This is a genomic window from Streptomyces zagrosensis (assembly GCF_014203645.1).
GTDB classification, from domain to species: domain Bacteria; phylum Actinomycetota; class Actinomycetes; order Streptomycetales; family Streptomycetaceae; genus Streptomyces; species Streptomyces zagrosensis.
In genome coordinates, this window is sequence record NZ_JACHJL010000002.1 from 24,420 (window position 1) to 45,367 (window position 20,948).

15 protein-coding genes, 1 pseudogene and 1 riboswitch are annotated in these 20,948 nt (G+C 67.7%); of the genes and pseudogenes, 10 read left to right on the forward strand and 6 right to left on the reverse strand.

Features of this window, described 5'->3' with window-relative positions; translation table 11 throughout:
- The first annotated feature begins 346 nt into the window (after nt 1-346).
- The 5 genes from FHS42_RS03740 (at nt 347) to FHS42_RS03760 (ending at nt 9,317) form a co-directional block, all read left to right on the forward strand.
- Complete coding sequence (locus tag FHS42_RS03740; RefSeq protein WP_184569104.1) at nt 347-1,825, forward strand: PrsW family intramembrane metalloprotease; 1,479 nt, start codon at nt 347-349, stop codon at nt 1,823-1,825.
- A 221-nt stretch (nt 1,826-2,046) separates the two neighbouring features.
- Nucleotides 2,047-3,168, forward strand: a complete 1,122-nt coding sequence (locus FHS42_RS03745; RefSeq protein ID WP_184569105.1) for an amidinotransferase — start codon at nt 2,047-2,049, stop codon at nt 3,166-3,168.
- 479 nt (nt 3,169-3,647) lie between these two features.
- Nucleotides 3,648-5,174, forward strand: a complete 1,527-nt coding sequence (locus FHS42_RS03750; RefSeq protein WP_184569106.1) for an ATP-binding protein — start codon at nt 3,648-3,650, stop codon at nt 5,172-5,174.
- Nucleotides 5,171-6,346 (forward strand): PD-(D/E)XK motif protein, encoded by a 1,176-nt coding sequence (locus FHS42_RS03755; RefSeq protein ID WP_184569107.1) that lies wholly within the window; start codon nt 5,171-5,173, stop codon nt 6,344-6,346. Before FHS42_RS03750 ends, FHS42_RS03755 begins: the two co-directional genes overlap by 4 nt.
- 1 nt (nt 6,347) lies before the next feature.
- Nucleotides 6,348-9,317: a Z1 domain-containing protein gene (locus tag FHS42_RS03760; protein ID WP_184569108.1), complete on the forward strand. Its 2,970-nt coding sequence runs from the start codon at nt 6,348-6,350 to the stop codon at nt 9,315-9,317.
- A 39-nt stretch (nt 9,318-9,356) separates the two neighbouring features.
- Here the strand turns inward: FHS42_RS03760 and FHS42_RS03765 are convergent, their stop codons facing one another.
- Together FHS42_RS03765 and FHS42_RS03770 are read right to left on the reverse strand one after the other, a co-directional pair.
- Entirely contained in the window at nt 9,357-9,995 is a 639-nt protein-coding gene (locus FHS42_RS03765) for a helix-turn-helix transcriptional regulator (protein ID WP_184569109.1), read from the reverse strand.
- A 655-nt stretch (nt 9,996-10,650) separates the two neighbouring features.
- Nucleotides 10,651-10,992 (reverse strand): annotated as a pseudogene (locus tag FHS42_RS03770) (aldo/keto reductase); the annotation flags it as partial.
- Nucleotides 10,993-11,154: 162 nt separating this feature from the next.
- On the opposite strand from FHS42_RS03770, the gene FHS42_RS03775 reads away from it, so the two are divergent.
- The 5 genes from FHS42_RS03775 to FHS42_RS03795 all read left to right on the forward strand — a co-directional run bounded on the left by FHS42_RS03775 (nt 11,155) and on the right by FHS42_RS03795 (nt 13,915).
- A complete protein-coding gene (locus tag FHS42_RS03775; protein WP_184569111.1) occupies nt 11,155-11,361 on the forward strand; it encodes a hypothetical protein in 207 nt (68 codons plus the stop codon).
- The gene (locus FHS42_RS03780; RefSeq protein ID WP_184569112.1) at nt 11,345-11,875 is read left to right on the forward strand and encodes a DUF6879 family protein; all 531 of its coding nucleotides are present in this window, start codon (nt 11,345-11,347) and stop codon (nt 11,873-11,875) included. Before FHS42_RS03775 ends, FHS42_RS03780 begins: the two co-directional genes overlap by 17 nt.
- A complete protein-coding gene (locus FHS42_RS03785) occupies nt 11,872-12,702 on the forward strand; it encodes a helix-turn-helix domain-containing protein (protein WP_184569113.1) in 831 nt (276 codons plus the stop codon). Before FHS42_RS03780 ends, FHS42_RS03785 begins: the two co-directional genes overlap by 4 nt.
- Before the next feature lie 407 nt (nt 12,703-13,109).
- Nucleotides 13,110-13,340 (forward strand): DUF397 domain-containing protein, encoded by a 231-nt coding sequence (locus FHS42_RS03790; RefSeq protein WP_184569114.1) that lies wholly within the window; start codon nt 13,110-13,112, stop codon nt 13,338-13,340.
- 92 nt (nt 13,341-13,432) lie between these two features.
- Entirely contained in the window at nt 13,433-13,915 is a 483-nt protein-coding gene (locus FHS42_RS03795; RefSeq protein ID WP_184569115.1) for a hypothetical protein, read from the forward strand.
- Nucleotides 13,916-14,295: 380 nt separating this feature from the next.
- Here the strand turns inward: FHS42_RS03795 and FHS42_RS03800 are convergent, their stop codons facing one another.
- The 4 genes from FHS42_RS03800 to FHS42_RS03820 form a co-directional block, all read right to left on the reverse strand.
- The gene (locus FHS42_RS03800; protein WP_312866711.1) at nt 14,296-15,417 is read right to left on the reverse strand and encodes a M23 family metallopeptidase; all 1,122 of its coding nucleotides are present in this window, start codon (nt 15,415-15,417) and stop codon (nt 14,296-14,298) included.
- An 11-nt stretch (nt 15,418-15,428) separates the two neighbouring features.
- Nucleotides 15,429-15,560, reverse strand: a riboswitch (cyclic di-AMP (ydaO/yuaA leader).
- A 387-nt stretch (nt 15,561-15,947) separates the two neighbouring features.
- A complete protein-coding gene (locus FHS42_RS03805) occupies nt 15,948-17,126 on the reverse strand; it encodes a PP2C family protein-serine/threonine phosphatase (RefSeq protein WP_376772524.1) in 1,179 nt (392 codons plus the stop codon).
- A gap of 281 nt (nt 17,127-17,407) precedes the next feature.
- A complete protein-coding gene (locus FHS42_RS03810) occupies nt 17,408-18,325 on the reverse strand; it encodes a DUF6227 family protein (protein ID WP_312866713.1) in 918 nt (305 codons plus the stop codon).
- A 766-nt stretch (nt 18,326-19,091) separates the two neighbouring features.
- Complete coding sequence (locus FHS42_RS03820; RefSeq protein ID WP_312866714.1) at nt 19,092-20,564, reverse strand: SGNH/GDSL hydrolase family protein; 1,473 nt, start codon at nt 20,562-20,564, stop codon at nt 19,092-19,094.
- Nucleotides 20,565-20,948: the final 384 nt, after the last annotated feature.

The window sequence follows — 20,948 nt, forward strand, 5'->3', positions numbered from 1 at the left end:
CTGCTCCCTTCGTTAGGGTCGCCGAGTGCACGAGTCCCCGCCCCCTCACCCGTCCGTCCCATCGGACCGCGTAGGCCCTGAGCCTGCCGCGGCCCCCACGGCGGGGGTGACGGACGGGACACACCAGCCCCAGGCAACGCAGACCGGCCCAGCTGCCCCAGTTACCCCGGCAGCACCCGTTACCCCGGCTGCACCAGCACCAGCACCAGCACCAACGTCGTATGCGCCTGCGCCGCCGCCATACGCACCCGTGCCGCGCGGTGGTGCCGCGTCGGGGCCGGCGGCTGCGCGCAAGGGTGATCGGCGGCGCCGGGCGCTCGCTCATGGCTGGGAGAAGTGGGAACGGATGCGGGAGAGCCGGGTGCTGCGTGCCACCGCGCTGATTGTGCTGCTTTCCTTTTCCGGCCTGGTCATCCTCGCCCTCGTCCGAGAGCAGACGGGGACCAAGGGCTTCCTGGTCGGTCTTGGGCTGGCCATCCTGCCCGTGCCCCTGCTCATCGCGGCGTTCCGCTGGGCCGACCGCGTGGAGCCCAAACCCTGGCGGAATCTGCTGTTCGCCTTCGCCTGGGGCTCGTGCGCCGCGACGTTGGTCGCCCTGCTCGCGAACGGCCTGGCCACCGACTGGATCATGACGACGGTTGCCGAGTCGTCATCGGCCGACCGAGATACCTGGGGCGCGACGCTGGTCGCGCCCGTGGTCGAGGAATCCGCGAAGGCCGCCGCCGTACTGCTGCTCTACCTCTACCGGCGCCACGACTTCAACGGCGTGGTGGATGGCGTGGTGATAGCCGGCGTCACGGCCACCGGCTTCGCGTTCACCGAAAACATCCTCTATCTGGGCAACGCCTTCGTCAGCGACCAGACGTTCGGCTACTCGGGACTGCAATCGACCACCGCAGCGACGTTCTTCATCCGGGCCGTTATGTCGCCATTTGCGCACCCGCTGTTCACCGCGCTGACCGGCATCGGCTTTGGCATCGCCGCCGCCCGGCCACCGTGGCAGCGCACCCGCCGGGTGCTCATTCCGATCGTCGCGCTGCTCACCTCCATGCTGCTGCACGGCGTGTGGAACGGCTCGGCGAGCCTGGGTGGCTATGGCTTCCTGGCGGTCTACGGGCTGTGCATGGTTCCGCTGTTCGCCTTGTTGACCTGGTTCACCATCTGGTCCCGCGGCAAGGAGCTGCGCACCATCAGGACCCAGCTCCCCGCGTACCAGGCGGCGGGCTGGCTGACGCCGCCCGAGCCGGTTGCCCTGTCCTCGATGCGCGCACGGGCCATAGCCCAGGACCTCGCGCGCCGCACCCGGGGGCACGCGGCGGCGCGTGCGGTCGCGGAGTACACCTCGTACGCCACCTCGCTCGCCTTTCTGCGCCAACGCGCCTACCGCGGCACGGCCGGCCAGGACTTCGCCGCCCGTGAGCGAGCCCTCCTCAACCACCTCTGGCAACGCAAGGACATCGCTCAGCCCGCCCTGGCCCACGCCGCCCTCTCCATCCCGACACCGCCGCCCCCACCGCAGTGGAGGCAGCAGGGTTACGGGGGCTACGGGCCTTATGCCCCCTATCGCCCTCACGGGCCCAGCACCGGCCCCGGAAACGGGTGGGGTCACGGGTACGGATGGGGCTACGGAACCGGCCCAACCTTCACCGGAGGTCCGACCCCGACCAGCGGCCCAGCCCCTGGCGGAGGCCCGCGCCCCACCGCGGGTCCGACCCCGACCAGCGGCCCAGCCCCTGGCGGCAGCACCAGCGGACCCGGCCCGTGGCCTCCCCCGTACGGACCGCCCGGGGGCTGGCAAGGGCCGCAGGCGCCCGGCCGACCGTAACCTCGCCAAACGCGACTACTCCGATAACCCCGACACACCCGGCAGCACAGGCCCACCCGGCGCAGCCCCGCCCGCGCATCACCACGATCCGTGATGAATTAGATACATGACGTTTCTTACTTCCGCGATCGAAAGCGGTTGAGCATGGCGGTATCACAGCGGTCCGGCATGGTGACGGCGGCGCATGACGTTGCCTCTACGCGGGCCACGGGCGGCGCGTGATGTCAGCGCCATCGACCACGGCCCACGACACTGCGGCCCCTCTCCTTTCGCCGGTCAATTCACACAATGAGTGGGACCCGCTGGAGGAGATCATCGTCGGGCGTCTCGAAGGCGCGACGATCCCATCGGACCATCCGGTCGTGTCCTGCAACATTCCACCGGGGGCGGCACGGTTGCAGAGGCTCGCCGGCGGTTTCACGTATCCACGTAAGTTGATCGAGCCGGCCCAGCATGAACTCGATCAGTTCGTTTCTCTCCTGCAATCCCTCGGCATTCAGGTCACGCGCCCGGAGGCGGTCAACCATCGGCGGCGCTTCGGTACCCCCGACTGGTCGTCGCGCGGTTTTTGCAATACCTGTCCGCGCGACAGCATGCTCGTCATCGGCGACGAGATCATCGAGACCCCGATGGCATGGCCGTGCCGATACTTCGAGACCCACTCCTATCGGGCGATCCTCAAGGACTACTTTCGACGCGGCGCGCGGTGGACGGCGGCGCCGAAGCCGCAGCTCACTGACGCGCTGTTCGAGGAGGATTTCCGTATCCCCAAGGTCGGCGAGCCCATGCGCTACATCCTCACCGAGTTCGAGCCGGTCTTCGACGCGGCGGATTTCGTGCGGGCGGGCCGCGACCTCTTCGTCCTGCGGAGCAACGTCACCAACCACATGGGCATCGACTGGATGCGCCGCCACCTCGGGCCTCGCTATCGCATTCACGAGATCGAAAGCCGCTGCCGCATGCCCATGCACATCGACACGACGTTCCTCTTGCTCGCACCTGGCAAGGTGTTGGTCAATCCCGAATACATCGACGTCAACCGCCTGCCGGACATCTTGAGTTCATGGGACGTCCTGATTGCCCCCGAGCCGAACCCCATCGACAAGCGCCTGCTGAAGATCACCTCGATGTGCGGTAAATGGCTCAGCATGAACGTCCTCATGGTCGATGAGAAACGCGTGATCGCGGAGCGGCACCACACCGGCATGCTGCGCGCGCTTGAACAATGGGGATTCGAACCGATCCCGTGCGACCTGCTGCATTACGCGCCGTTCGGCGGCTCGTTTCACTGCGCGACGCTCGATATCCGGCGGCGCGGCACACTCGAATGCTATTTCCCTTAATCGACCCGTCGAAGCCCCGCGGCCACTGACTGCACATGCCCCGATCGACACGAGGCCCGAGGCCCAGCGCCCCAGCACCCCGGCGGCTCAGCGGCTCAGCACCCCAGCAGCCCGCCGCCCCAGCAACTCGGCCGGCGCCTAACGCGCCAGGTGGGCAAGCCAGTTCCGGCCACCGGATGCGGCCCCCGACGTGTCACCGAAACGGCCTCCCAGGTGGCCACCGGGGTGACCTTCGGAGACGACACCGGCCACGGCCGCACAGCATCACGTCCACACCACACCGCACAAAGCAGCCCACCATCGACAAACCCCTCATTCTGTCGCTGATTTCAGAAAACTGAATTACGACGACTTCTCCCCCTTGTGAGAGCTATCCAGTACAGTCGCTCTCGATCCCAGAGACCCTCCGACGTGCGCTTCACCCCCCACCGCCTCCGTCGGGGCGGGCAACGTTGCGAGCAGTGTCCCTGAGGCAGGTCATGAGCGACTGGCATTTCGAAGTTCCCACCACCGGCAGCAAGCGTCTTCCGCCGGACCCCCGCTATATGGAAGCGCTGAGCAGCCAGGGTTACGGCTTCGAAGTCGCGATAGCCGACCTCATCGACAACTCAATCGATGCCGGGGCCAAAGATGTTGTCGTCCACGTGCTGCGCAACGGCGACGAACTCGTCAGCCTCCTCGTCGTGGACGATGGCCGCGGTATGGATGAGGAAGCGCTCGACGTCGCCATGACGGTGGGTGGCCGCCGCGACTACGGGGACAAGTCCCTCGGTATCTTCGGTACGGGCCTCAAGGCAGCTTCGCTAAGCCACGCCGACTCCGTCACCGTCATCAGCAAAACCAAGCGCACCCGCTCCGTGGGTCGCCGCTGGGTGACCGCGCACGCCAAAGAGGGCTTCCAGTGCGACATCGTCGAAACCGGTTATGCACAGGACCTCATGGACCGGTATCACGGCCGGCCCATCACCTGGCAGGGCACGATCATCCGTTGGGACGGGGTGCGCGACTTTCCCAAGCACGGCGGTGGCGGCCAGACGGACCGCTATCTGACCCGGATGATTCCCAAGCTCGGGTTGCATCTTGGGCTCTATCTGCACCGGTTCTTGGCCCGCGATGACTTCAACATCACCATCGCCGTCGAGGACGTGCTGACCCGAACGGTCTATATGGACTTCGGCGTGGAGTCGCTCGACCCGTTCGGTTACCCGGTGACCGGGTCCGCCGGCTTCCCCCGGGTCTTCACGGCGGACGTCGAAGGGGTGGGGGACGTACCGCTCACCGGCCATGTGTGGACACCGAAGTCGAACCTGGACGAATATCGGGCAGTTGGCACGGTCCTGGACAAGCAGGGGTTCTATTTCTACCGCAATGACCGCCTCGTCCAGGCGGGTGGCTGGAACGGTTACCGGCAGCCCGAACAACACCTCGCGCTCGCCCGTGTCGCCGTTGAGCTCCCGCCTGACGGCGGCGATGCCTTCCGGCTCACCGTAAAAAAGGCCGGAGTCGAGGCGTCACCATCCTTCGCGTCGGCACTCAACGAGGCGAAGGACGCCAGCGGTTACGCGTTCAAGGAGTATCTGGATGCCGCTGAGGCCACCTATCGCGAGGCCCGTAAACGCGCCGGCGTGGACCGTAAGCCGGTCATCGCCCCCGGCAAGGGGCTGGCTCCCGAGGTGAAGCGGACGGTCGAGGAGGAACTCCCGCTGATTTCCGGCGAGGAGACCATCGCGATTCGCTGGGAAAAGCTGGACAGCGACGTCTTCTTCGCCATTGACCGGGAGGAGCGGGCGATTCACCTCAACAAGACGTACCGGCCCGCACTCCTGGGCGGTCGGCGCGGCGGGCTCACCGACGCCCCCATGGTGAAATCCCTGCTCTACCTGCTGCTGCACCAGATTTTCGAAAAGGAGTACAGCGGCCCGCGCGAAAAGGACAACCTCCAACTGTGGCAGAGCATCCTGCTCTCCGCCGCGCGGACCGAGCTGGACCGCATGGACGAGCAGTGACCAGCGGGCCGGCGCCCGGCACACTGCACAGCGGGCCGACGCCCGGCACACCGCACGTGGAGTGGGCCACGGTCGCCGGATATCTGGACGACGGCACCCCGGCCCTGATCCCGCTAGCGGGCGAGCCGTGCATCGAGTTCTTCGTCGATGCGTACGGCGCCCGCACCGGCCTGCGCATCGCGCTCGACCCGGCGGACCGGGTGCCGCTCTCGGGCCTCACCGCCGTGGTGGTGCGGCCCGTCGCGGCCCGCGGGCGGCGCATGCTGGAGATCGCCACGGCGGAACGGGCCCTGTTCCGCGACTTCCACGACCTGCTCCAGGGCGTGGCCGACCGGGTGCGGCGCGAGGGGCACAGCCCCGCCCGCGCGTTCACCGAGACGCTGGCCTCCTGGACCGAACTGCTGGCCCGCACCCGAGGCATCAGCGAGGAAAAGCGCGTCGGGCTGCTAGGCGAGCTCTACGCACTGGAGCGGTTCGCGTACTCCTTCACCTGGCCGATCGCCATAGCCGCCTGGCGGGGGCCGCACAGCGAGGAGCACGACTTCGGGCTGCCCGCGTACGACGTCGAGGTCAAGAGCACGGCAAGCGAGCGCCGCCTGCACAGCATCCGCGGCCTCACCCAACTCGTGCCCACCGGAGACCGACCGCTGTGGCTGCTGTCCCTCCAGTTCACCCGGGGCGGCTCCGCCGGCAGCTCGCTCAGTGAACGGGTGCGCGCCATACGAGAACAGGTCGCCGTGCACGCCCCTGACCTGAGCCAGCAACTGGCGGACCAGCTCACCCGGTGCGAGTGGCTTGGCCCGCTGGCCGCTGCGCCCGACCCGGAGCGCTGGTCGCTGCGTACCCAGCCGCTGGTTGTCAGCTCCGCTGACGAGCGGCTGCCACGGCTCGGCCCCGAGGTGCTGGCCGCGCTCTCCGCCGAGGCCAGGCAGCGGATCGTCTCGCTGACGTATGGAGTTGACCTGACCGGCCTGCCGGCTGCCGCCACCGCACCAGCGGCCCTACGCCTACCAGCCAACGAGACGCCCGCGCGACGCCCGGCCGATGCGACGCCCACGCAGCACCCCGCCGAAGCGATGCCCCCGCATGTTCGCGCTGCTGAGATGCCCGCACAGCGCCCTGCCGGCAAGGCGCCCGCGGCGGGCCACGACCCCACCATCCGGAGCGCGTGACATGAGCGACGACAGCACCCTGCGCCTGCATTCCATCGTCCTCGCCGCGCTGCGCCAGGCCGGCCCGCAGCCGCTGGTGGGGGGCCTGCGCTACTGGTCGCAGGGGCTGGCGCCAGAACCGGACACCACGCAGGAAGGGTTCCGCGACCGGCTGCTCGGCGGCTATGCGGGCCACCCGCTGGTGGAGCTGTGGCGGCGGGCGGTCACCGCCTGGGACTTCGCGCAGTCCCCGCCGTGGTCAGCCGCCGGCCCCTGTACTGATGCGCGCCGCACGGACATCTACGCACTGCTCGCGCTGGACGACGAGACGCGCAAGGTGCTGACCGAGCTGGTCCCCGTGGCCGTAGCCGACGCGCCCACCGTCATCAGCACCGAGTTCACCCCCTGGTACACCCCGGCCGCGCAGCAGAGCCGCAACTGGTACTGGCCCGCATACGAGCGGGTGCTCGAACGCAAGGGCTGGAACGCGGCGGCGCTGGCGGCCCTTGACGAGGCCACCGACCGCGTCGTGGAGCGGCTCGCCAACCCGGCAACGCCTGCCATCTACCAGTCCAAAGGCCTGGTCGTCGGGCACGTACAGTCCGGGAAAACGGCCAACTTCACCGGCGTCATCGCCAAGGCCATCGACTCCGGCTACCGGCTGGTCATCGTCCTCGCCGGCACGCTCAACTTGTTGCGCCAACAAACGCAACGCCGGCTCGATATGGAGCTCATCGGCCGCGAAAACATCCTGCGCGGTGGGGATGAGACCGAGTCCGACTACGCGGATGACCCCGAGTGGCACCGAGACGGCTTCCTGGCCCACGGCGGGTTGCCGTCCGTGCTCGGCGCGTTCGACATCGTGCGGATGACGACGCGCGACAACGACTACAAGCGGCTGCTCCAGGGCATCACGGCGCTGGAGTTCGAGAAACAGGAGCCGGCGCTCCCGCTGCACGACCCGCGCAATGTGCACCGCAGCGCGGCCCGCCTGATGGTGGTGAAGAAGAACAAGACCGTGCTGACGAAGCTGCTCAAGGATCTCCAAAAGATCCGCACTCCGCTCGCGGAGATCCCCGTCATCATCATCGATGACGAGTCCGACCAGGCATCCGTCAACACCTCCGACCCGCGCAAGCTGCGCGAGGGCAAGGCCGAGCGCACCGCCATCAACGGCCTGGTCTCCAGCCTGCTGGCGCTGCTGCCCCGCTCCCAGTACGTCGGCTATACGGCGACGCCGTTCGCCAACGTGTTCATCGACCCGAGCGACACCGCCGACATCTTCCCCAAGGACTTCATCGTCTCGCTGCCGGCGCCCGCCGGATACATGGGCGTACGGGCCTTCCACGATCTGGATTCCGGCGTCCCCTGGCAGGAGCGCACCTACGCCAACTCCCAGGGCAAGGCTCATGTTCGCGATATTCCGCCCACCGCTGAGGAGGAGGACACCGACACGCTCCAGCAAGCGTTGGACGCCTTCGTCCTCTCCGCGGCCATCAAGCTCTACCGGGAGCAAAACGACCCGCGCGGTCTCTCCTATCCGCACCACACCATGCTGGTCCACGAGTCGGTACGAACGGTCGATCATCGCGCCCTGGCCGAGCGCCTCACCGGGCTTTGGCACGCATCGGGCTACATGGGGCCGACCGGCCACGCCCGGCTGCGTACCCTCTTCGACACCGATTTCGCTCCCGTATCCGCCGCCAGGGCCGATGGATTCGCCACTCCGGCCGATTTCGCGGAGGTGGCACCGCATATCGGCGCCGCCTGCATTCGCATCGGTGGGGATGAGAATCCCGTACTGGTCGTGAACAGCGACAAGGACATCGAGCAGGGCACCGCCGACTTCGACAAGAGATCGCTGTGGAAAATTCTGGTCGGTGGCGCCAAACTCTCCCGTGGCTTCACCGTCGAGGGTTTGACTATCTCCTACTATCGGCGCACCACAACGCAGGCCGACACCTTGATGCAGATGGGACGCTGGTTCGGATTCCGCAAGGGTTACCGGGACTTGGTGCGCTTGTACATCAGCCGCGGGGAATCGTACGGAAAGAAGGAGATCGACCTCTACGACGCCTTTGAGGCGGTCTGCCGCGACGAGGAGAGCTTCCGCGCCGAACTCAAGCGATATGCCCCGTTGATCGATGGGAAACCCCAGGTCACCCCGGCCCAGGTGCCCCCGCTCGTGGCCCAGCACCTGCCGTGGCTCAAGCCGACGAGCGCCAACAAGATGTATAACGCCGAATTGATCGAGATTCGCTCGCCCGGAACCTGGATCGAACCCGCCGCCTACCCCGGCGGCGCGCCCCCCGTACGCCGCAACGCGGCCCGCTGGAGGCCGCTCCTTGACGATCTCGGCGGCGCCGACCAGTTGTTCACCAACCCTCCGGACAGCTCCAGCGCCCTGGTGCGCCGGTTCCCGGCCCGTACGAGCGTGGTCGGGCACTCCCGTCTGGTGGGCGTGCTCGAAGGGTTGGAGTGGAGCCGGCCCGACCTCTTCCAGCCACACTTGACCTACCTCAAGCAGTTGGACGGGACGCTGGCGAAGGTGGAGGACTGGCTGCTCATCGCCCCGCAGTTGGTGGCCAGAGACCGATTCGAGGCCACTTTGCTGGGCTCGCCTCCGCTGTCTTTGGCACAGCGCAGCAGGGCGCCGTACTCGGAGTCATTCGCCCGCGTCACCGGATACGAGCACCGGGTGGCGGCGGAGCGGTTGATCAACGAGGCGGGCTCGGCGGGCGCGCTCGTCCCGCCGCTGCGGGGCGTGGCGTTGCTCTACGCCGTACTCGACATCACCGGCGACCGGCCGCCCATCCACGACGTCGTCAGCGACGGCGTCGCGGACCCGTCCCGCGTCATCATGGCCTTCGCCCTGCTGCCGCCGAAGAGCGCCATCGATACGCAACGCAGGCTCGTACACTTCCGCGCGAAGGTCTCCGCGCTGCGAGACGCCCCCATCGTGGACGTGCTCTCGACCCACGCCGAACGCTGACGCTCAGCACTCACGCCGCTACGCCGCCGCACCACCCAGTTACGTCGGCAGCATCGCGCGCGCCGCCGTGTCGTACGTGTGGAAGATGGCGGCCAGTTGGGCGCGGCTGCGGCAGCCCAGCTTGCGCAGCACGTTGGACACGTGGAACTTCACGGTGCTCAGTTCCACGCAGAGCCGGTCGGCGATCTCCGGGTTGGACAGGCCCTCCGCGACGAGCTGCGCGACGTCTTCCTCGCGGCCGGTGAGCTTGGTGAGCTGGCCAGGCACGGGCCGCGGCGGACCCGGTGGGCGCGGCGGGCCACCGGAGTTGGCGAGCACCCAGGGCACCAGTTCCGGGGAAATCCAGCCACGGCCGCTCAACACCTCGCGTACCGCGGCGACATAGCCGTGGTCGGGGTCATCGCGGTCCACTACGCCGGCCACCGACTGGCGCCACGGCGAGCGCCAGAAGGGGTCGTGCTCGCCGCTCACCAGCGCGATGACCCGCATACCGAGGCGGGCGAGCGACGGCTCGACAGCCAGCGCCCTGGACTCCACGACGGCCACATCCACGGCCGGATCGGCGCGGCCCCGCTGGGCCCTGGTCCAGGACGCGACGCCCCAGCCGGGCGCGGTCAACGCCTCGCTGACGCGCCGGTGCAGCGACGGAGAACTGATAACGAGAACAATGCGGCCCATGGCTTCCCCTGCCTGGATTCACATCGACGACAACGCCGCCGATGCGCCTGAACAGGGCAGCCAAGCTGGCAGAAACTTCCGGCAGTACACACTTTTGGTAGTCGAATACTTCCAGAAAGTCATCACGCAATGCCTAGCGACGTTGGTCAGACGTCGAGCGGCACCGGCTACTCGGCGGCCCCGTCGAGTAGCCGGAACTTAGCACATCCACATGGCGGGGCTTAGTGCGCTACACAGCCTTCTGACACGGCCGGCCACCGCGCGCACGGAATGCAGGAGCGTGCCCGACAAGCACGCGAACGCACATGAAGGTGCGCGTGAGAACGAACGCGAGGACGAACGCGAGGACGCACAAGAAGACGCGGATGAAGAAGCGTATGAGAATGAGTATGGGCATGTGCGTGGGGGGGGCAGAAACAGCGTGACGCCAATCGACGTTCAGCCGTAATGGCTCGGCACTCGTTATGACTTGAGGATCGTTATGGCTTGAGGGTCGCCGTGCGCCATAAAGGACGGTCATAAAGAGCCGTTACAAGAAACCGTCACAAGGAGCCGTCGTAAAAGGTCGTCACAAGGCGGGCCCACCACAGCTCTCGGCAAGGAACGGACCAGCCTGGCGGCCCGGAAGGCGGTATCGGGCTGGCCCATCGAACCGTCAGGCGGACGCCTCGTTCAGCGCGGCGACCTCCGCGTCCGTGAGCTCAAGTTCGGCGACGGCCAGCAGGGCCGGAAGCTGCTCGACCGTGCGGGCACTGGCGATCGGGGCCGCGACCGTGGGCTGCGCCGCGAGCCAGGCCAGCGCCACCGACGCGAGTTCGGCACCGTGCGCGGCGGCCACCTCGTCCAACATTCCCAGCACCCGCGGCCCGCGCTCGCTCTCCAGATGCTTCGCCGCGCTCCCCGCCCGTACGCTGTCCACATCCGCGCCACTGGGATGGTACTTGCCCGTGAGGAAGCCGGACGCCAGCGCGTAGTACGGGACCGCGGCCAGGCCGCGCTCTGCGGTGACCCGGGCCAGCTCATGCGGGGACCCCTCTCGCGGCTGCCGCATGGGCGCCACCGTGCCGAGTTTCCTGTTCTCTCAACTGGGCCGCCTTGACCCGCCCATCACAGCGCCGCAAGGATCGAACAGGACACCAATTACGCAGGGGGTCAGTCAGTGAAGCTCACCCAGCTTGCAAGCGAATGTGACGCAGGGCCGTGCCCGACCGTGTGGGCGATAGAGGGCGCAGAGAGCGTCTTGGTGCAGGGCTTCAAGGTGGACGACGCAGAAGCACTCACCACCATGCAGTTACCGAACAACGAAACCGCCGTGCGCATCCCTATGTCTCTGCTCTTGAGGGTGGCCCGTGAACATCTCACCTGAAGATTTCGGGAACCTCTTTAAGGAATTTCAGCGCGAAGCATTTCGGCTGGAAACCTTGGACGACTACAGCAAGTCGGGCGGCGTCGAGGCTTATCAGGCTTTCTTGGCTGGCAAGCCACAACCGAAAGAGTACAAGTCGGCCGGTTGGGTTGAGACCGTACGGGGCGCCACGCAGTCCGGTAAGCGCATGTACCGGGTTCACCTTCTCTCCCGCCCCCTCAGCGACTACCTGAGGTTTGAACTCGGGTGGGGTTACGTCCGAAACCAGGAGGCGGGAGAAGAGTTCTTCATCCTCGACACCACCGACCAGCCGAATCCACTAGAGGGCGTGCCGGACTTCTGGGCGTTCGATGAAAGCACCGTCGTAACCATGCGCTACGGCAACGGCGGTGATTTTCTGGGGGCTGAACTGATCCCCGAGGAGCAAGCTCAGGAATGGCTAGAGCGCCGAGACTCGGCCATGAGTAACGCTGCCCCTTTCCGTGACTGGTGGGAGCAGCACAAGCCAGCGTGAACACCATCAATATCGGTCAGGCGCTACGGGAACTGCGGGAAGCCAGCGGGAAGCAGGCTAAAACAGTCGCCCGTAGCGCTGTCATGTCTCCAAGTAAGCTCAGCAAGATTGAGAACGAAGCCCTTACACCGAGCCTGATGGACGTAGAGCGAATCCTCACGGCCTTGGAAGTGTCGGATGAGGTCAAGGCCCGGCTTACCGAAGCAGCCCGCAAGGCGGCCACAGAGGCGACAGCGTGGCGCATCCTGCGCCGTACCGGACTCCACAAGCATCAGGACGAGATCAGGGCCATAGAGTCTCAGACAATGCTTATGCGACTCTTTCAGCCGTCGTGCATTCCTGGCCTTCTCCAGACTCCTGAATATGCGCGCGCCGTCCTTGGCCGACATGGTTACACGCAAGGCGCCCTGGAGAAGATGATGGGCGCACGTCTGCTCAGGCAAGAGATTTTACACGACACTCACCGAACCTTTCGATTCGTGATCACTGAGTCCGTACTCAGATGGAGAATCGTCCGCCTATCGATGCTAGCGGCGCAACTAGACAAGCTCATCACCATGTCGAGAATGCCGAACGTGCGTATCGGAGTTCTTCCCCAGTCAGCGCCCATGACGGACTTGCCTAGCTCCTCGTTCGCCCTCTTCGACACCAGCCTAGCCATTGTAGAAATCCCTCACGCCGAGATCACCACGACCGAAGCTAGAGACGTCGAACTGTACGTGAGCAAGTTCGATGGGTTCGAGAGTGCGTCCCTCACGGGCGAGGAAATGCGGGCCTTCGTTGCAGGACTTCGGGACGACTTCTTGAGACAACAGGAAAGAGGCTAGAGGTCCGTCGGCGATAGGCCGAGGATGTACCCATGCCGACCGAACCGAAGGGCGACAACCGGAAGGCCCCGCAGGGTTGGCGGATGGACCCCGTCACAAGCCGTCCGGCATACCAGGATGGTGACGGGAACATCCGTGTGCCCATGTGGCCGACGGAGAACGGCCCTTGTGGCTAACGAAGAACGGTCGGCATATGGCAGACACAGAAATGGTTCTGCTTCGTCTGAGACCGCCTTACTGGCGGACAACCTGACAAACGCCATGCGGGACAACTCCAGAACGATGCTGCACGAGTTGTTTCGTCAGTCGGCGATGGCTCTTGGCCCCGGCGTTGTGTACGTGTCGAAGGCGGAGCAATACCAGCTCTGAGCCTGCCCCTTTCCCTGACCTCACAGGAAGGCATGCCCATGCCCGGAATCGACCTGTACAGCCTGCCTATCGACGAAGCCACATTCTTCAAGGCGTGCGGAGGCAACACGCATCCGGACGGTGAGTCGTGCGCGACGCTGGCGAAGATCAGCCCAGATGCGTGGGCATTGGGCGACGACAAGCGCCCCGACATGGCGCCGCTGCGCTTCACGACCGCCGAGCTGGACGCAGCCGGTATCGACCCGGCGCGCTTTGGTCTGTCGGCCTGACGGCCGCTCCCTTTCGGCGGCCGGTTCTGGTTCTTCCCCGAGGACTGGGATCGGTCGCCGTTCTCTTGCTCCTGCGTTGAACGGAACAGCAGTTGCATTACCACGGCTACCTATGGACGGGTGACAAGAAGCGGTTCGACAAGGAGGGCCACAGACGGCCCCCCGGCGACCCGCCACCCCCGCCGACGGGGGACGACGATACGAACGGCCACAGGCTCAACCAGCGGTACAAGGAAGCCGTCGCGGAGTTGCGCACAGGTGACCTCCCCCCGATGGAAACGGCCCTGTGGCTCATGAAACCCGGGCGCCTCGTTCGTGGTACCTGGCAGGAGCCGAAGGACGCGGCGGGCTGGCTCGGGGAACAGCTCACCGAGTACGCGCCCCGGTTCATGGCCGAGCCGGACCGCGACAGTACGCGTCTGGCGACACTGGTCAACGCGGCTGCCGAACGGCTCGGTTGGGGTGGGGACGTGTCGCGCGGCTTCTACCTGGAGCGGCCCTCGTTCCTGTCTGTGGCCCTGGTGACGTGCTCCCCGAACCGTGCCGCGCCGGACACCCCTTGCCCAGTGAGGTGATTGTGCACAGTGCCCTCGGTTGCCGCGCGCCGCGAGCCAGTTGCCGATGATGGCCTCCCACTCGCCGCCCACATTGCCCGGCGCCCAAGCCGAGTAGACATCGGCAGTATCGATGAAGTTGCCAGTCACGCTGGTGTAGGCGGCGCGGACGGCAAAAGGCTGCGACTGGTCAGCGCCTCTCCCAAAGACGTTGCCCCCGAACGCGAGCGGAAAGACCTCGATATCGCCGTCCGGCGCGTACGCGTGCTGTGTGCTTGATCCACCATGCCAAAGATCGAGCGAACAGGCACGACCCCGCTATTCCCGCCCCGCTCCCGCCCCACACCACCGCCCGCGTAACGCGCCACCAGCCCCGCCCACCGCACGCGCGAGCCACCCGCCTACGGTTGCAGTCCGCGCTCCCGCATCCACGCCACCGGATCGATCGGTGCGCCCCCGCCGGGCCGCACCTCCAGGTGCAGATGCGGACCGGTCACGTTGCCGGTCGCGCCCACCCGCCCGATGACATCGCCCGTGGACACCTCGCCCGATGTCTGAGTCATGGACGACAGATGGCAGTACCAGACCTCGGTGCCGTCATCGAGGGTGAGTACGATCCGGTACCCGTACGAGCCCGCCCACCCGGCCTGCGTGATCGTCCCGCCGTGCACCGCCTTCACCGGCGTCCCGGTCGGAGCGGCGAAGTCCTGGCCCGTGTGGTTCGCCGACCACATGTCGCCGGCCTGGCCGAACGACGAGGTCAGGGTGTACGAGCCGACCGGCAGCACATAGCTGGCGGCGAGCTTCGCGCGGCGTTCAGCCGCCGCCTTACGCTCCGCCTCCACCGCTGCCTTCCGCTCTGCCTCCACCGCTGCCTTCCGCTTGGCCTCCGCCTCCGCGGCCTGCTTCTCCTCCAACTCAGCGGCCTTCTTACGGGCCGCATCGGCCGCGGCCTCATCCGATGCCGCACGTTCGGCCGCCACACGCTGCGCCGTCTCGGCCGCGGTCCGCTGGGTTTCGGCCTGCCGCAGGATGCGGGTGCGCAGCACCTCGCCCGCGTTGGCGGTGCCGCTCGCGGACTCCTCGGCAGTCAGCCCGGCCTGGGTCAGCGGCGCTCGTGACGCGGGCTGGGCCTGGGGGGCCGTACCCGCCGTACCGTGGCCGCCTTCGGATATGAGTGACCCGACGCCGGGAAGCTCATCGGCGTCGGGCAGGGTGTCCATGACCTCATCGGCGGCGTGCCCGAGGTCCGGCATCGATATCGGCGCCTTGGGGCGCTCCTTGGCGCTCGCCATGCCGCCGGCGCCGACCGCCGCGATGACGCCCACACCGAGTACGGCACCGCTGCGGGCCATCGTGCCGCCGCGCTGCTTGGCCACCCGATGCTTGCCGCGGATGGGAGCGATGGACTCGGCGGTGGGATTCCATTCCTCCCAGGGTTCTTCCCAGGGCGGTGCGGCGGGCTCTTCGCCATCGTCGTACCCGGGAGAAGCCTGGTCGAGGGCAGACCTGTTGGACGCCACGAGGGCGCGCTCCTTTCCTTCCTTCTCGCCTACCGGGTTAGCTGACGGGTTCGGAGCAGGAAGGTCTCCTACGGGCCTGGCTCGGCCCGATTCACCCCAAAAGTTGGTTCCCCGGTTCCCTTGGCACGCGACCGCCGTGCTCTGCGGTGACGCGCCTACAAGATTCGGCGACGGCGCACGGTGCCGTCTCTTGCGACGACAGTGACAACCGCGCTGCGTTATCGAACGTTAATAGAGAGCCGGGTGTGATTCCAAGCTCTTGCGGGGATTAGAGCCACCGCTTTGGCGATGCCCCAACAGCGCCCAAGCACAGGGATCAAGATCGGCTACCCACCGCAGTCGCCACCTCCTCGCACCACCGATGACGAGCCATGGACCCGGTGGGGCCCCACCGGGTCCATGAGGTTGCTGTGGGCGGTGAGAACCGCGGAGTCGGTGCGGTCCGTTGGGTGCACGATGGGCCTCGGTCGTCAGCCTTCGGCCGGCCCTCCGTCCCCGGCTTTTAGCTCTCAGTCCTCGGCTCTTAGCTCTCAGTCAACCGTTCGGCGTTCCGCGTTCGGCGTTCGGCGGAGCGCGAGCAGCGCCATATCGTCCGCACGCTGCCCCTGTGTATGCCGGTCCACCTCCGCGATCAGCGCGTCCAGCAGCGCATCGGGGTCGGAAAAACGGCGCCCGCTCAGATGCCGCAACGGTTCGTAGAACCGCCCGCTCGCGTCCCGCGCCTCGGTCACCCCGTCCGTCAGCAACAGCAGCGTCGCCTCCACCGGAAAGGCCAGTTCTTCCACCACATCCGGCCAGGCCGCCAGGTCCCCCATGCCGAGTGGCAAGGCATTGACCGCGGGCCCCAGTTCGCGAGCCTGCCCGTCTGCGGTCAGCAGAAGGGGCGGCGGATGGCCCCGGTTGATCAGCCGCAGCCTGCCGCCCCCAGCACTGATCTCGGCGAGTACGGCCGTGGTGAAGCCCTCGAACTGATCGAGCCCGGCCCGCCGCGCCCCCTCCCGATCCAACGCGCGCTCCAGCCGGTCCGCCAACCCTTCCAACGCCCGTTCCTGCTCCGCCGCTTCCCGAAAAGCCCCGATGACCACAGCGACGGCCTCCACGGCCTCCAGTCCCTTGCCCCGCACATCGCCGATGATCATCCGTACGCCGTACGGGGTCTCCTGCACCGCGAACAGATCGCCACCGATGCGCGCGTCGGTCTGCGCCGCCATATAGCGGGCGGAGATCCGCAGCGACCCCATGCGCGCCGGCGGCATGGGCACCACGGCGCGCTGCGCGGCCTCGGCGACGACGCGTACGGTCGCCAACTGTCGAAAGTTGCGGCGCACCATCCGGTTGATCGCCAACGCGAGGAGCGCAACAGTGCACACGGTGACAACCTCGGTCACCGACAGGGCCTGGTCATCCCCGCTGTGGTAGATCGCTAGCACCGAGGAGACCGCGCCGGCCACCACCGCGACCGCGATCGTCCCGCGCAGCGAGAAGAGCGGAGCAGCGACCAAAGGCGCAGCCGACAAGAACGGTGAGGCGGTGTAATGCATCGGCGTGAGCACATCAAAGACGACGCCGCCAATGAGGAAGACAGCGGGCAGCCAGCGGGCTATACGGCGGGCGCGCACCGCTCTCGGCGACTCTGTGCCGGCACCAGCACCGGCACCGGCCCACCCAGGATTCCCCACCGGCTGCTCCCGCTCTCGGCTAGCCCGCACACGGCCCAGCGCCCACCATGACGCCCGTCCCAGGCTCCAACCCCCACACCCTTGAGGCGACCCGAAGACACCCAAGCGGGCGTACGGCGTACCCCTAGGGGGTGTTCCCGCGCCCTGCGGTGCGCCACTAAGCCCCTCAGCGGCGCACCGCAGCTACCCAAGGCGCCCCACCACCGTCCAAGGCAACCCGCCCCGCCAGGCCAGCGCACCACAACCACCATGGGGGCAGCGCGCTCGATCTGCGGCGGGGGCAGGGCGCTCGATCTGCGGCGGGGGCAGGGCTACAGATCAACCCCCCACGCCCGCGCGTGCCGATCTGCCGCGCACTCCGCCGCGGCCTCGTTGAGGTACACCTCGCATACGAGTCGGCCGTCCGGCGTCAGATTGTGCTCCAACTCCCACAGCACCACCTCATCGCCTCCGACCAGCAAAAACGCATGCTCGTAGAACCGGCACCAGGTCGCGTCGGTGTTCCCCGTACGCAGCCGGGGCTTGGTCGCGAGCGCGATGTCGTGCGCGAAGGCCGTCGTCAACAGTTCGCGTACGTCCTCGCCCGGCCGGTCCGGATTCTCTGCCCGCCGGAGCACCCGGCGCGCGTGATCGGCCGAGTCATCGCTCGCGTACGCCCGCTGCGGTGTGAAGGAACCGATCTGAGCGCGTAGTTGCTCAGGCAACCAATGAGGAACGTTATCCAACTCGTCCCACAGCACGCCGCCGATCCGTTCGTGCACCCGCCGCTCCGCGACCTCCAGCGCGCGCTCGTCGGCGTACAGCTCGTACGACACGTGCGGCTCCCCGCCCGTGCCACCGCCGAGCTCGATCGCCGCGCCCCGCGGGCGCTCCTCGCCGACCGACTCCACCCCGAGCCGCCATTCTCCGCGCGTCTCATCCTCGGGTGACGGCTCGCCCTTTGGAGCCGCGCGGGTCGCTCCCCCACGCGGCGCCGTGTTGTGCTCAAGCTCCCACAGCAGCTCGCTGCTGCCGTCTGGGAGCAAGAACACATGGCGGTAGGTATTGCACCCCACCGGATCGGAACGCCCATTGCAATGACGGCAAGAGCGCAGCTCAGACTGGTGCATAAGCGCAGTCCGCAACCGTGCGGTCAGCGCGTCGTCGATGTCGAAACCGTTCTGGGCACGGGCCAGCAACCCGTCGAGATGCGCGGCGGGGTTATCCCCGCCCGGTCGTACCTGCCGCACGTTCCTCTCCTCCCGGCCATCGCCACGCCGCGCCCCCCAGCGACCCCCTCACCACTTACGGTAGCGAAGTGAACACGGCAAGCGCCGGCGGTTTCGGTGAAGCCATCTTCGTAGCGCGCGTTTCTGTCACTTCCACGCCATGGGCCACACCCACGCCGCACCCCAGTTCCAGGGCCGCACATCACACCCCGCGGCGTGCGCCGTACGCGATAACGCGCCCCCAACTAAGCCCCTGACAACCGCGTGAGCCGGTCGTTTGCCCGTACTCAACCGCAAATACGAGCCGCTAGGCGGACAGCGGTAGCCGTACGGGGCACCGGAATCGTGACGCGAAATCGACGGTCCCAGCAACCGCGCACGCCACCGCAGCGACCACCCAGCGTGCGACACAGATCACACATCACATGTCCGTCCACCGTCCACCAGCAACCAGCAACCAGCAACCAGCAACCAGCAACCAGCAACCAGCAACGACGCGGGATAGCCGATCAGTTGTGCGTGGGAGCCTTCGAGGGTGCTGGGTGGCACCCCGTCCGCTCACCACCCATGGTTTCGGGTCGTTGCCCGGAGCGCGGCCAACCGCGTCAGAAAGGCCCGCCCGACCGCATCTCGCGCGCCCCCAAAGCACCTACGCGCGTACCGCGCACCTACGCACGCCCCCAGGCAGCTTCTCAGCGAGACCTCTACGCCTCTACGCCTTCACACCTCTAAACCCCGCTAAACCCCGCTACGAGCCTGTCCCCACGCACGACCTCGGCAGCCGCGATCAACCCCGGGCAGCGTCCCTGTTGTTGGTGTCGCGACGGTCGGCGTCGCGACGGTCGGCCGCCACTCGATGAGGTGCGTCGGCGGCCTGCGTATCAAAGGGCCCACCGGGGCCGAACACGATGCGGGCGAAGCGCTCGCCGATGCGCCGCTGGGCGGCGTCGTCCGGGTGGAGTTGGTCGGGCAGCGGCAGTTCGGCATAGTCGGATGCGCCGTACAGCGCGAGGCCGTCGAGGTAGTACAGGTGCCGATCGGTTTCGGCACGTTGTGCCACCACGCGGCCGAGTTCGCGCCGGATCGATGTCAGGGTGAGCGCCCCGCTGGCGATCTCGGCGGGGTCACCGTAGCCGCGAAAGCTCAGGCCAGGCCCCGGAGCGTCGGGGTCCGGATACATGGGGCCCGGCACCTGCTCGACGACGGGCGCGTACAGCGGCGATACGACCAGCAGCGGCACCTTCGGGTGCCCCTCGCGCACGGTGTCGAGAAAACCGTGGAGCGCCGGGCCGAGCGTCCGTAGCCGGAAGGCATCCAGCGCGACGATGTTGATGCCTACCTTGACGCTGATCAGGTCGGCGTGGGTGTCCCGGATGGCCCGGGCCGTGAACGGGTCGAGCAGCGCGTTGCCGCTCAGCCCCAGGTTGACCAGGTTTGCGCCGGCGCGCCTGGCGGCGACGGCGGGCCAGGCCCCGGTTGGGCCGGCGGCGCCCGCACCCTGGCTGATCGAGCTGCCGTGGTGCACCCACCGCGGTGCCTTCGGCCCGGCCGTACGCGGCGGATGCACCGGGGCGTTGGCCCGCAGCGCGACCAGTTCGACGATCGCCGCGTGCGGCAGCCAGATCTCGACCTCTTGGTCCCGCCCGGACAACCCGTCGAACCGTACGGCGACCACACCGCCACGGTTGGCCACGGTACGACTGTCACGGTCGGTGCTGGGGCCACCATCGCGGTCGGCCCCGGCGCGACCATTGCGGCCAGCCCCAGCCTGACCATCGCGGTCTGCCCCGGCGTGCTCCGGCCCGGCGGCGGCGCCGTCCCCCGCCCGCTGGCTGTGCGCGTACAGGGGCGCCGAGACCCTCGCGGCGAGCCGCCCGTCCACGACGAGGTCATACACCCCCGCGCAGCCGCCCCCCAGGCCCGCTTCCCCCTCGTCGGCCGCGGCATCGGGGCCAGCTTCGTCCCGCGCCTCGGCACCGCGGCCGTCAACCGGGCCGACAACCGATACGTCACCGCTCTCGGCCATCCCCGCGAAGGGCACCACGTCGAGCTCCACGACCGTCGCCGCCGTACGAAACGCCAGCCGCACCCCTGACGGCTGGGCCTCCGCCAACGCACACAGGTCATCGGACATCTGGGCCCGCGCGGCGGCGGGCAGCCGGTGTGGCAGCGTCCCGCGCGCGGTCGTCTCCAGCTCCAGCACCCCGCGAAGCGTGACGGGCCCCGCACCAGTCAGCGCCGCTGTCGTCCACGTACTCACCGCCACACTCCACCTTTCACAGGTCCGTTTTGCCACCACCGGGCTCACCAGCCGCTATCAGCCCCCAGCCAAACCCCACAGCACCGCGACAGGCAAGGAACTCGGCTCGGGACAACCCCCATACGCTCCTGCCCCGCCTACCCCCTCGGCCCGCTGCCGAGCCCGCAGCGCGACGGCTGCGGGGTACGCCCGGGAGACGACGGACCGATGACGATCAACCAGTGACCGGGCGTAGAGAAATTCCCGGCCCATGCGTGACGATCGATTCGATGCCGGGTCCAAGTCCCCGCCAGTACACACCGATCGGGCGGTCCCACCACCGTCGCCCCATCGGCCATCGACAAAACGACGAACAGCGGCGAACAGCGGCGACCTCGCGAACAC